Source organism: Pseudomonas mandelii (genome assembly GCF_006438925.1).
GTDB lineage: Bacteria > Pseudomonadota > Gammaproteobacteria > Pseudomonadales > Pseudomonadaceae > Aquipseudomonas > Aquipseudomonas mandelii_C.
In genome coordinates this window covers 312,953-326,258 of the sequence record NZ_RCZA01000008.1, presented here as the reverse complement: position 1 = coordinate 326,258, position 13,306 = coordinate 312,953, and the positions used below count along the sequence as shown (strand labels likewise).

6 protein-coding genes are annotated in these 13,306 nt (G+C 60.0%); 3 read left to right on the top strand and 3 right to left on the bottom strand.

Annotated features, from left to right (window positions below; genetic code table 11):
* The first annotated feature begins 111 nt into the window (after nt 1–111).
* Nucleotides 112–1,338: an MFS transporter gene (locus tag EAH74_RS20390; RefSeq protein WP_430539791.1), complete on the top strand. Its 1,227-nt coding sequence runs from the start codon at nt 112–114 to the stop codon at nt 1,336–1,338.
* 150 nt (nt 1,339–1,488) lie between these two features.
* Here the strand turns inward: EAH74_RS20390 and hemE are convergent, their stop codons facing one another.
* Nucleotides 1,489–2,556, bottom strand: a complete 1,068-nt coding sequence (hemE, locus tag EAH74_RS20380; RefSeq protein WP_140680677.1) for a uroporphyrinogen decarboxylase — start codon at nt 2,554–2,556, stop codon at nt 1,489–1,491.
* Between the two features lie 258 nt (nt 2,557–2,814).
* On the opposite strand from hemE, the gene EAH74_RS20375 reads away from it, so the two are divergent.
* Both EAH74_RS20375 and EAH74_RS20370 read left to right on the top strand, forming a co-directional pair.
* Nucleotides 2,815–3,969 (top strand): efflux RND transporter periplasmic adaptor subunit, encoded by a 1,155-nt coding sequence (locus EAH74_RS20375; protein ID WP_140680675.1) that lies wholly within the window; start codon nt 2,815–2,817, stop codon nt 3,967–3,969.
* Between the two features lie 15 nt (nt 3,970–3,984).
* Nucleotides 3,985–7,074: an efflux RND transporter permease subunit gene (locus EAH74_RS20370; protein WP_140680673.1), complete on the top strand. Its 3,090-nt coding sequence runs from the start codon at nt 3,985–3,987 to the stop codon at nt 7,072–7,074.
* 82 nt (nt 7,075–7,156) lie between these two features.
* On the opposite strand, the gene EAH74_RS20365 is transcribed toward EAH74_RS20370, so the two are convergent.
* Nucleotides 7,157–8,575 (bottom strand): FAD-dependent oxidoreductase, encoded by a 1,419-nt coding sequence (locus tag EAH74_RS20365; RefSeq protein ID WP_008149580.1) that lies wholly within the window; start codon nt 8,573–8,575, stop codon nt 7,157–7,159.
* A gap of 33 nt (nt 8,576–8,608) precedes the next feature.
* Complete coding sequence (gene gltB, locus EAH74_RS20360) at nt 8,609–13,054, bottom strand: glutamate synthase large subunit (protein ID WP_140680671.1); 4,446 nt, start codon at nt 13,052–13,054, stop codon at nt 8,609–8,611.
* Nucleotides 13,055–13,306 lie beyond the last annotated feature (252 nt).

The following is a 13,306-nucleotide window of genomic DNA, read 5'->3' as shown; positions in this document are numbered from 1 at the left end:
GAATCATTAGGCAGCTATATGCTTTTTTCATTGCCTGACCGGCTGCGTCCTCCGAGGTCCGAAGTGAAAACTGCTGTCGCTCCACTTGCCCATGAAGTTCCGCCCGCAGCGGTGGACGATGTTGTCGCCGAACTGAAGGAGATCTACATCGAAAAAGGCACGCCGATGTTCATGCGCACGGTGCTGGCGCTGTTCTCCGGCGGTTTTGCGACCTTCGCTCTGCTTTATTGCGTGCAACCGATGATGCCGCTGCTGTCCCATGAGTACTCCATCAACGCCGCCCAGAGCAGCCTGATCCTGTCGGTAGCCACTGGTATGCTCGCCATTGGCCTGCTGATCACCGGACCGATCTCTGATCGCGTCGGGCGTAAACCGGTGATGGTCGCCGCGTTGTTCGCCGCCGCGCTCTGCACAATCGCCAGTTCCATGATGCCGAGCTGGGAAGGCGTATTGATCATGCGCGCGCTGATCGGGTTGTCTTTAAGCGGCTTGGCAGCGGTCGCCATGACTTACCTGAGCGAAGAGATCCACCCGCAGCACATTGGTCTCGCGATGGGCTTGTATATCGGCGGCAACGCGATTGGCGGGATGTGCGGACGCTTGATCACTGGTGTGTTGATCGACTTCGTCAGCTGGCACACGGCAATGCTGGTGATTGGCGGCCTGGCGCTAATTGCCGCGACGGTGTTCTGGAAAATCCTCCCCGAGTCGCGCAACTTCCGCGCCCGCTCGTTACACCCGCGCAGCTTGATTGACGGCTTTACCATGCAGTTTCGCGACGCCGGCCTGCCGCTGCTGTTCCTCGAAGCTTTTGTGCTGATGGGCGCGTTCGTCACGCTGTTCAATTACATCGGCTATCGCCTGCTGGCCGAACCGTACCACATGGATCAGGCCTTCGTCGGGCTGCTCTCGGTGGTGTATCTGTCGGGTATTTACAGCTCAGCGAAAATCGGCTCGTTGGCCGACAAACTAGGCCGGCGCAAAGTGTTGTGGGCAACCATCGTGCTGATGATCGCCGGCCTCGCCCTGACCATGCTCACGCCGCTGCCGGTGGTGATCATTGGTATGTTGATCTTCACTTTCGGTTTCTTCGGCGCCCATTCGGTGGCGAGTAGCTGGATTGGGCGTCGGGCGGTCAAGGCCAAGGGGCAGGCGTCGTCGCTGTACTTGTTCAGCTACTACGCAGGGTCGAGCATCGCCGGGACGGCGGGCGGGGTGTTCTGGCACATGGGCGGGTGGAACGGAATCGGGTTGTTCATTGGCGGGTTGCTGGTGATTGCGTTGCTGGTGGCGTTGAAACTGGCGAAGTTGCCACCGCTCGGCGGTGTAAAGGCTTAAACACAAATATCCAGGCAACCATAAACAACTGTGGGAGCGAGCCTGCTCGCGATGGCGGCATAACAGCCAACTTAGATGTTGAATGTTATGGCCTCATCGCGAGCAGGCTCGCTCCCACATTAAAGCCGGGTGTCTGTTAACCCGTCACGATCACTCGTGATACTGCGCCGACAGTTCATGCACCGCGCGCAGGAAGGCGCCAGCGTGTTCCGGGTCGACTTCAGGCGTGATGCCATGGCCGAGGTTGAACACGTGGCCGCTGCCCTTGCCGTAGCTGGCGAGGATGCGGCCGACTTCGGTGCGAATGGCTTCTGGCTTGGCGTACAGCACGGTCGGGTCCATGTTGCCTTGCAGGGCGACTTTGTTGCCGACACGCTGGCGGGCTTCGCCAATGTCGCAGGTCCAGTCCAGGCCCAATGCATCAGCGCCCGCGTCGGCGATGCTTTCCAGCCACAGGCCGCCGTTCTTGGTGAACAGAATGACTGGCACCTTGCGGCCTTCATGTTCGCGGATCAGGCCGCTGACGATTTTGCGCATGTAGGCCAGGGAGAACTCCTGGTACGCCGCCGCCGAAAGGCTGCCGCCCCAACTATCGAAGATCTGCACCGCTTGCGCCCCGGCCATGATCTGGCCGTTGAGGTAGCTGGTGACCGTCTGCGCGAGCTTGTCCAGCAGCAGGTGCAAGGCTTGCGGGTTGTCGTAGAGCATGGTTTTGGTCTTGCGGTAGTCTTTCGACGAGCCGCCTTCGACCATGTAGGTGGCCAGGGTCCATGGGCTGCCGGCGAAGCCGATCAGCGGCACGCGGCCGTTCAGTTCGCGGCGGATGGTGCTGACCGCGTCCATGACGTAGCCGAGGTCTTTGTGCGGATCAGGAATCGGCAGCGCTTCGATGTCAGCCATCGTGCTGATGACTTTCTTGAAGCGCGGACCTTCACCGGTTTCGAAGTACAGGCCTTGGCCCATGGCATCGGGAATGGTCAGGATGTCGGAGAACAGGATCGCCGCGTCCAGTTGCGGATAGCGGTCGAGCGGCTGCATCGTGACTTCGCAAGCGAACTCCGGGTTCATGCACAAGCTCATGAAGTCACCGGCCTTGGCACGACTGGCGCGGTATTCCGGCAGGTAGCGGCCGGCCTGACGCATCATCCAGACAGGCGTGACGTCTACGGGTTGCTTGAGCAGGGCGCGAAGGAAACGGTCGTTCTTCAGGGCAGTCATGTCGGCATCCGGAAAAAAAGTGCGGGCATTTTCTCAGAGCGCGACGCAAAAGGCACGGTTGCAGGTCAGCCTTTTGTCTATCGGGTCAATTTGTCGCGCCAGTCAAACGCGACGCCACGCCTCCTGAACCCTTGCCGGAGGCGCAAACAGACGTGTTATTGAGGGCTCGTCACATCTGCTCGCACTCTTCCAAGCCCCGCTTAACAGCGAATTAACCGTCCCTTCCTAGCATCCGCGCCTCTTTAAGGAGGGGTGTCGATGTATAGAAAACTGCATTTCGCGTCAGGTTCACTGGTACTGACCATTATTGTCAGCGGTTGTACTCAGGCATCCGACACGCCGGAATCCGCCCCTGTAAAGCTCAACATCGAAACCCTGGAAGCCAGGCCCCTTTCCGTCAGCAGCGAATTGAGTGGGCGGGTTGCGGCACCGCGAATCGCCGAAGTACGCGCCCGCGTGGCTGGGGTAGTGCTCAAAAGTGTGTTCGAGCAAGGCAGTGAAGTGAAACAGGGTGACGTTCTGTTTTACATCGACCCTGCGCCCCTTCAGGCCAATCTGGACAGTGCCGTGGCCGGGCTGAAAAGAGCGCAGGCCGATGCGACGCGCGCGCGCCTGCAAGAACAGCGCTACCGCCGATTGATCCCGGGCAATGCGATCAGCGCCCAGGAGTATGACAACACGCGCGCGGCGGCTCAGCAGGCCGAGGCTGACGTCGCGGCCAATCAGGCGATGGTGCAACGCGCGCGCCTTAGCTTGAGTTATTCCACCGTGACCGCGCCCATCTCCGGGCGCATCGGGCGAGCCCTCGTCACCGAAGGCGCCCTGGTCGGACAGAACGAATCGACACCGCTTGCGCTGATTCAGCAACTGGACCCGATCCACGTCGACCTGACTCAATCAACCCGTGAGCTCAACGAACTACGCCGTTCGTTCCGCTCCGGCCAAGTACAACAACTTGGTCAGGACCAAGCCAAAGCCACGCTGATTCAGGACGATGGCAGCCTCTATCCGTTGCCCGGCAAGCTGCTTTTCAGCGACATCACCGTCGACCCCGGCACTGGCCAGATCATCCTGCGCAGCGAGTTTCCCAACCCCGACCTCGACTTGCTGCCCGGCAGTTTCGTGCGGGTGCGGCTGGAGCAGGCTATCGATCAACGCGGCATCAGCGTCCCGCAGCGCGCCATCGTGCGCAACAGCGCGGGATTACCCCAAGTAATGCTGGTCGATGACGAGCTGCGCGTGAGCCTGAAAACGGTGCAACTGGGTGCGGTGAATCATCACCGATGGGTCGTCACTGATGGCCTCAAATCAGGCGATCGCATAATCGTCGAAGGTCTGCAACATGCTCGTCCCGGCGAAAAAGTCGAGATCGACAACTCCCCTCTTCCACTTGCCCAGGCGACTGGTCAGTAAGCAGGACGCTTTTTTATGCCGCAGTTCTTTATCGACCGTCCGGTGTTCGCCTGGGTGATTGCGCTGTTCATCTTGCTCGCCGGAGCACTGGCGATACCGCAGTTGCCAGTGGCGCAATACCCCAACATTGCCCCGCCGAAAATCGAAGTTGTCGCCACCTATCCTGGGGCTTCGGCGCAGGCGATGGATCAAAGTGTCGTCAGCCTGATCGAGGAAGAGCTCAGCGGCGCTGATCATCTTCTGTATTTTGAATCGCGCAGCAGCCAGGGCTCCGCCACGATCACCTCGACCTTCAAACCCGGCACCAATCCCGAGCTTGCGCAGGTCGACGTACTCAATCGCCTCAAAGTCATCGAGTCGCGCCTTCCCCAAGCGGTGATAGAACAAGGGTTGCGCGTGGAGAAAGTCTCCACCGGTTTCCTGTTGTTCATCTCTCTGATCGGCACCAGCGCGGATGTCGACAACGTCGCCCTCAGCGATTACCTGGCGCGCAATGTGGTCAACGAAATCAAGCGGCTGGACGGTGTCGGCAAGGTCCAGATGTTCGGCTCCGAGCGAGCCATGCGCATTTGGGTCGACCCGCAGAAACTCATCGCTTTCAACCTGACACCGGCTGACGTCAACGCTGCGATCGTCGCGCAAAACGCGCTGATAGCGGCCGGCAGCCTCGGGGAATTACCGGTGAGCAGCAGCCAGGAAATCACCGCGACGGTCCTCGTTGAAGGCCAATTGTCCAGCCCCGAAGCGTTCGCCGACATCGTGCTGCGCGCCGAGACCAATGGCGCCGTCGTGCGTCTGGGCGATGTCGCCCGGGTCGAAATCGGCAGCCAGGAATACCAGTTCGGCACGCGCCTGAATGGCCAGCCGTCCAGCGAACTGGGCGTGCAACTGACGCCCGGCGGCAACGCCTTGAGCACGGCTACACTGGTGCGCGCGAAGATGGATGAATTAACGCGTTATTTCCCGGCGGACATGAAGTACCAGATTGCGTATGACACCTCGCCCTTCGTCAAAGTCTCGATCACCAAAGTGGTTTACACATTGCTCGAGGCGATGGTGCTGGTGTTTGCGGTGATGTACCTTTTCCTGCAAAACATCCGCTATACGTTGATTCCGACGTTGGTGGTGCCGGTGGCGTTGATGGGCACTTTTGCGATCATGCAGGTGCTGGGATTCTCCATCAATGTGCTGACCATGTTTGGCATGGTGTTGTCGATCGGCATCCTGGTGGATGACGCCATCGTGGTGGTGGAGAACGTCGAACGAATCATGCTCCAGGAGCGGCTCTCGCCCAAGGAGGCAACGCGCAAGGCAATGAAGCAAATCAGCGGCGCCATCGTCGGTATTACCGTGGTGCTGGTTGCCGTGTTTATCCCGATGGCGTTCATGCAAGGCTCGGTTGGCGTCATTTACCAGCAGTTCTCCCTGACCATGGCCACCTCGATTCTGTTTTCGGCATTCCTTGCCCTGACCTTGACCCCGGCGCTGTGCGCCACGCTGCTGAAGCCCTTTGAACCGGGTGACCACGCTTCCCGCGGGTTCTTCGGATGGTTCAACCGCCGATTCGAACAACTGACCGACCGCTATCAGGACGGGGTCGCTTATGCGTTGAAACGCAGCGGGCGTTATCTGTTCATCTATGGCGGGCTGCTGATTGTGCTGGTGGTGACGTTCAGTCGCCTGCCCTCCTCATTTCTTCCGGTCGAAGACATGGGCTACACGATCACCGACATTCAATTGCCCCCCGGGGCGAGCCAAAATCGTACGGTCGAGGTCATCAAGCAGATCGAAGCGCATAACGCCACCGAGCCGGGTGTGGATAACAGCACGTTCGTTCTCGGTTTCAGTTTTTCCGGCAGCGGACAGAACGCCGGGTTGGGTTACACCGTGCTCAGGGATTGGTCGCAGCGGGGCAGCAATGACACGGCGTTAGCCATCGCCGATCGCGCGAATGCGGTTGTGAGCCAGATCAAAGGGGCAGAAGTGTTCGTTGTTCTGCCGCCGCCGATTGACGGTCTCGGCACGTCCAGCGGTTTCGAATTCCGCTTGCAGGACCGTGGCGGGCTTGGCTATGCCACGCTGATGAAGGCGCGCAGCGATTTGCTGGAAGCCGCACAAGCCAGCCCGATCCTGATCAACGTCCGCGAAAGCGCCTTGGCCGAAGCGCCGCAGGTAAAACTGGATATCGACCGCCGGCACGCCAATGCGCTGGGCGTGTCTTTCGCCGATATTGGCAACGTGGTGTCCACGGGCATCGGTTCGGCCTACATCAATGACTTCCCCAATCAGGGGCGGATGCAACGGGTGGTGGTCCAGGCTGAGGGCGAGCAGCGCGAGCAGGTCGATGATCTGCTGAAAATGCACGTGCGCAACAACGAGGGAAAAATGGTGCCGCTTTCAGCCTTCGTCCAGGCCAAATGGATTCAAGGACCGGCGCAATTGAACCGTTACAACGGCTACCCGTCGATCAGCATTTCCGGCGAACCGGCCCCCGGCTACAGCACGGGTGAAGCCATGGCGGAAATCGAACGTCTGGTGGCGCAAGGGCCGGCGGGATTGGGGCAGGAATGGACTGGGCTATCGTTGCAAGAGCGCTTGTCCGGCAACCAGGCGCCGATTCTGCTCGGCTTGTCGCTGCTGGTGGTGTTCCTGTGTCTGGCGGCGTTGTACGAGAGTTGGTCGATTCCAACCTCGGTGCTGTTGGTCGTGCCTCTTGGCGTGCTCGGCGCGGTCCTGGCGGTCACCTTGCGCGAGATGCCCAACGACGTATTCTTCAAGGTCGGATTGATCACCATCATTGGCCTGTCGGCGAAGAATGCGATTCTGATCATCGAATTTGCCAAGAGTCTCTATGACGAAGGTCACGATTTGATCGACGCCACGCTGCAAGCCGCGCGGTTGCGGTTGCGGCCGATTGTGATGACGTCGCTGGCGTTCATTCTTGGTGTGGTGCCGCTGGCAATTGCCACGGGCGCCAGTTCCGCGAGCCAACAGGCCATCGGCACGGGCGTGATCGGCGGGATGATCACCGCGACGCTGGCGGTGGTGTTTGTACCGGTGTTTTTTGTGGTGGTGATGCAACGGGTGAAAACCCGCCGTCGCTGATGATCAATTGCAGGAGGGGGCTTGTTCGTACAGAACAAGCCCGCTGCCACATGTTGACCGTACCGCAGATCAGGACCGAACGTTAAACGCCCAGGTAATCCAGGATCCCTTCGGCGGCGTTGCGGCCTTCGAAGATCGCCGTTACCACCAGGTCGGAACCGCGAACCATGTCGCCACCGGCGAAGATTTTCGGGTTGCTGGTCTGGTGCTTGTACTGACCTTGTTCCGGGGCCACAACGCGGCCCTGGCTGTCGGTCTGGATGCTGTGCTGTTCGAACCACGACGCAGGGCTTGGACGGAAACCGAACGCGATGACCACGGCATCAGCCGGGATGATCTCTTCGGAACCCGGGATCGGCTCGGGGCTGCGACGGCCACGGGCGTCCGGTTCGCCGAGACGGGTCTCGACCACCTTCACGCCTTCGACGCGGTCTTCACCGACGATCGCGATTGGCTGGCGGTTGTAGAGGAATTTCACCCCTTCTTCCTTGGCGTTCTTCACCTCTTTGCGCGAGCCCGGCATGTTCGCTTCGTCACGACGATAAGCACAGGTCACCGACTTGGCGCCCTGGCGAATCGACGTACGGTTGCAGTCCATCGCCGTGTCGCCGCCGCCCAGTACAACCACCTTCTTGCCTTTCATGTCGACGAAATCTTCCGGCGACTTTTCAAAGCCCAGGTTGCGATTGACGTTAGCGATCAGGAAGTCGAGCGCGTCGTGCACGCCCGGCAAATCCTCACCGGCAAAGCCGCCCTTCATGTAGGTGTAGGTGCCCATGCCCATGAACACGGCATCGTACTCTTCGAGCAGTTGCTCGACGGTCACGTCCTTGCCCACTTCAGTGTTCAGACGGAACTCGATGCCCATGCCGGTGAAGACTTCGCGACGATTGCTCAGCACGGTCTTTTCCAGCTTGAACTCGGGGATGCCGAAGGTCAGCAGCCCCCCGATTTCCGGGTTCTTGTCGAACACCACCGGGGTCACGCCGCCGCGTACCAGCACGTCGGCACAGCCCAAACCTGCCGGGCCTGCGCCGATCACCGCAACACGCTTGCCGGTCGGTATGACCTTGGACATGTCCGGGCGCCAGCCCATGGCGAACGCGGTGTCGGTAATGTACTTCTCGACCGAACCGATGGTCACCGCGCCGAAACCGTCGTTGAGGGTGCAGGCACCCTCGCACAGACGATCCTGCGGGCACACCCGGCCGCACACTTCCGGCAGGGTGTTGGTCTGGTGCGACAGCTCGGCGGCCTGAAGGATGTTGCCCTCGGCCACCAGCTTCAGCCAGTTGGGAATGAAGTTGTGCACCGGGCACTTCCATTCGCAATACGGGTTACCGCAACCCAGGCAGCGGTGGGCCTGATCGGCCGAATGCTGGGGTTTGAAGGGTTCGTAGATCTCCACGAACTCTTTCTTGCGTTGACGCAACAGTTTCTTCTTCGGATCTTTGCGCCCGACATCGATGAACTGGAAGTCGTTATTCAGACGTTCAGCCATTGTTAAAACCTCATCAAACTCTTCAGGCGCATATCACTGCGGGTTGGCACGGGTGCTGGAAAGCAACGATTTCAGGTTGGCAGCCTTGGGCTTGACCAGCCAGAAACGACGCAGATAGTCATCGAGGTTTTCAGCGAGGTTACGACCCCACTCGCTGTCGGTTTCCTCGACGTATTCGTTCAGCACGCGTTGCAGGTGGCTGCGATAGGCTTCCATCGCCTCACCGCTGATCCGCTGGATTTCCACCAGTTCGTGGTTGACCCGGTCAACGAAGGAGTTGTCCTGGTCGAGCACGTAGGCGAAACCGCCGGTCATGCCTGAGCCGAAGTTGTAACCGGTCTTGCCCAATACACAGACGAAACCACCGGTCATGTACTCGCAGCAGTGATCGCCCGTGCCTTCCACCACGGTGTGAGCACCGGAGTTACGTACCGCGAAACGCTCGCCCGCGGTACCGGCGGCGAACAGCTTGCCACCGGTGGCGCCGTACAGGCAGGTGTTGCCGATGATGGCACTGTCCTGAGTCTTGTAGACGCTGCCCTTGGGCGGAACGATGACCAGTTTGCCGCCGGTCATGCCTTTGCCGACGTAGTCGTTGGCATCGCCTTCCAGGTACATGTTCAGGCCGCCGGCGTTCCACACACCGAAGCTCTGACCGGCCGTCCCTTTGAAGCGGAAGGTGATCGGCGCATTCGCCATACCTTGGTTGCCGTGTTTGCGAGCAATTTCACCGGAGATCCGCGCGCCGATCGAACGGTCGCAGTTGCAGATATCCAGAGCGAAATCGGCGCCGCTCATGTCGTTGATGGCCGAGGTGGCCATGTTGACCATTTTCTCGGCCAGCAGGCCTTTGTCGAACGGTGGGTTGCGGTCGACCTGGCAGAACTGAGGTTTGTCTGCCGGGATGTGATCGCTGCCCAGCAACGGGGTCAGGTCCAGGTGTTGCTGCTTGGCGGTCTGGCCTTCGAGGATGTCCAGCAGATCGGTACGACCGATCAGCTCTTCGAGGGAACGCACGCCCAGCTTGGCCAGCCACTCACGGGTTTCTTCGGCGACGTAGGTGAAGAAATTCACCACCATGTCGACGGTGCCGATGTAGTGATCCTTGCGCAGCTTCTCGTTCTGAGTCGCGACGCCGGTGGCGCAGTTGTTCAGGTGACAAATACGCAGGTATTTGCAGCCCAGGGCGATCATTGGCGCGGTGCCGAAGCCGAAGCTTTCAGCGCCGAGGATGGCAGCCTTGATCACGTCGAGGCCGGTTTTCAGACCGCCGTCGGTCTGCACCCGGACTTTGCCGCGCAGGTCGTTGCCGCGCAGGGTCTGGTGGGTTTCGGCCAGGCCGAGCTCCCAAGGAGCGCCCGCGTATTTGATCGAGGTCAGCGGCGATGCACCGGTGCCACCGTCGTAGCCGGAGATGGTGATCAAGTCCGCGTAGGCCTTGGCCACACCGGCAGCGATGGTGCCGACGCCTGCTTCCGCAACCAGCTTCACCGAGACCAGCGCCTTCGGGTTGACTTGTTTCAGGTCGAAAATCAGCTGCGACAAGTCTTCGATCGAATAGATGTCGTGGTGCGGTGGAGGCGAGATCAGGGTCACGCCCGGCACTGCGTAACGCAGCTTGGCGATCAGACCGTTGACCTTGCCGCCTGGCAGTTGACCACCTTCGCCGGGCTTGGCGCCCTGAGCGACTTTGATCTGCAGCACTTCAGCGTTGACCAGGTACTCCGGGGTCACACCGAAACGGCCAGTCGCGACTTGTTTGATTTTCGAGCTCTTGATGGTGCCGTAACGCGCCGGGTCTTCGCCGCCTTCGCCGGAGTTGGAACGCGCACCGAGGCGGTTCATCGCTTCGGCGAGGGCTTCGTGAGCTTCCGGCGACAAGGCGCCGAGGGAGATGCCCGCGGAGTCAAAGCGCTTGAGCACCGATTCCAGCGGTTCGATCTCGCTCATGTCCAGCGGCGTGTCCAGGGTTTTGACCTTGAACATATCGCGAATCATCGACACCGGACGGTTGTCCACCAGCGCCGTGTATTCCTTGAACTTGCTGTAGTCGCCCTGCTGCACAGCGGCTTGCAGGGTGTTGACTACGTCCGGGTTGTACGCGTGATATTCGCCACCGTGGACGAACTTCAGCAAACCGCCCTGCTGGATTGGCTTGCGAGGGCTCCAGGCTTCAGCAGCCAGGGCTTTCTGCTCGGCTTCGATGTCGACGAAACGCGCACCTTTGATGCGGCTTGGCACGCCACGGAAGCTCAGGTCGCAGACTTCTTCAGCCAGGCCAATGGCTTCAAACAGCTGCGCACCGCGGTACGACGTGATGGTCGAGATACCCATCTTCGACAGGATCTTCAGCAGACCTTTGGTGATGCCTTTGCGGTAGTTCTTGAACACCTCGTAGAGGTCGCCCAGGACTTCACCGGTACGGATCAGGTCGCCCAGCACTTCGTAGGCCAGGAACGGATAGACCGCCGAGGCGCCGAAACCGATCAACACTGCAAAGTGGTGCGGATCGCGAGCCGTCGCGGTTTCCACGAGGATGTTGGAGTCGCAACGCAGGCCTTTTTCGGTCAAACGGTGGTGCACCGCGCCGGTGGCCAGGGAAGCGTGGATCGGCAACTTGCCCGGGGCAATGTGACGGTCACTCAGCACGACCTGGGTACGACCGGAGCGCACAGCTTCTTCAGCCTGATCGGCAACGTTGCGGATCGCCGCTTCGAGGCCGACGCTTTCGTCGTAGTTGAGGTCGATGATCGCGCGCTCGAAGCCCGGACGATCGAGGTTCATCAGTGAGCGCCACTTGGCCGGGGAAATGACCGGCGAGCTGAGGATCACACGCGAGGCGTGTTCCGGCGACTCCTGGAAGATGTTGCGCTCGGCACCGAGGCAGATCTCCAGCGACATGACGATGGCTTCGCGCAGCGGGTCGATCGGCGGGTTGGTAACCTGCGCGAACTGCTGGCGGAAATAGTCGTACGGCGTGCGCACGCGCTGGGACAGCACGGCCATCGGCGTATCGTCGCCCATCGAGCCGACGGCTTCGTAGCCTTGCTCGCCGAGCGGACGCAGCACCTGATCACGTTCTTCAAACGTGACCTGGTACATCTTCATGTACTGCTTGAGCTGGTCGACGTCGTAGAACGCCGAACCGTGGTCGTTGTCTTCCATGGTCGCCTGGATGCGCAGGGCATTCTTGCGCAGCCATTGCTTGTACGGATGACGGGACTTCAAGCGGTTGTCGATGGCGTCGGTGTCGAGGATCTGGCCGGTTTCAGTGTCCACGGCGAAGATCTGACCCGGGCCAACACGGCCCTTGGCGATCACGTCTTCAGGCTGGTAGTTCCAGACACCGATTTCCGAGGCCAGGGTGATGAAACCGTTCTTGGTGGTGACCCAACGCGCCGGACGCAGACCATTACGATCGAGCAGGCACACCGCGTAGCGACCGTCGGTCATTACCACACCGGCCGGGCCGTCCCACGGTTCCATGTGCATCGAGTTGTACTCGTAGAATGCACGCAGGTCCGGGTCCATGGTTTCGACGTTCTGCCACGCAGGCGGAATGATCATCCGCACGCCACGGAACAGGTCGATGCCACCGGTGACCATCAACTCGAGCATGTTGTCCATGCTGGAGGAGTCGGAACCGACGCGGTTGACCAGCGGGCCGAGCTCTTCCAGGTCCATCAAATCGTTGGTGAACTTGGTGCGACGGGCCACGGCCCAGTTGCGGTTACCGGTGATGGTGTTGATCTCGCCGTTGTGGGCGAGGAAGCGGAACGGCTGAGCCAGTGGCCATTTCGGCAGGGTGTTGGTGGAGAAGCGCTGGTGGAACACGCAAATCGAGGTTTGCAGGCGCTGGTCGCTGAGGTCTGGATAGAAGGCGGTCAAATCCGCCGGCATCATCAGGCCTTTATAAATGATGGTCTTGTGCGAAAAGCTGCAGACGTAGTGATCGGCGTCGGCGGCGTTGGCCACGGACGAGCGACGACGGGAGGTGAACAGCTTGACGGCCATGTCCTGATCGCTCAGGCCATCACCGGCGATGAACACTTGTTCGATCTGCGGCAGGCGCTCAAGGGCCAGGCGACCGAGGACGCTGGTGTCGATCGGCACTTTGCGCCAGCCGACGAGGGTCAGGCCAGCAGCGAGGATCTCGCGGTTCATGTTCTCGCGAGCGGCTTCGGCTTTGAGCGGGTCCTGGTTGAAGAAGACCATGCCCACCGCATATTGCTTGGGCAGTTCGACGCCGAAGGTTTCCTGGGCGATGGCTCGCAGGAACACATCCGGCTTCTGAATCAGCAGACCGCAACCGTCACCGGTCTTGCCGTCGGCGTTGATCCCACCGCGGTGGGTCATGCAGGTCAGGGCCTCGATGGCCGTTTGCAAAAGGGTATGACTGGGCTCGCCCTGCATATGGGCTATCAGGCCGAAACCGCAGTTATCCTTGAATTCATCTGGTTGGTACAGACCTGCTTTCATAGACACTTTCTCACCAGGCTGCCTCTTGTCGAGGCAAATTTCTTTTCAATTCAACCACTTACCATCCGCGCCGAACGTACGCCAGCTTTGCGGGGGCAAAAGGGAGGTCATTGTACACACCGACACGGAGGCTCACAAATTTGACGACGAAATGTCGCAAATCTATGTCGCATTTGTGAAAGGTTTAAAGCGATATGCTGTGCTAGTCAAAACTTTTTTAATTTTGACCGCAACGACTCAAAGACTACTGTG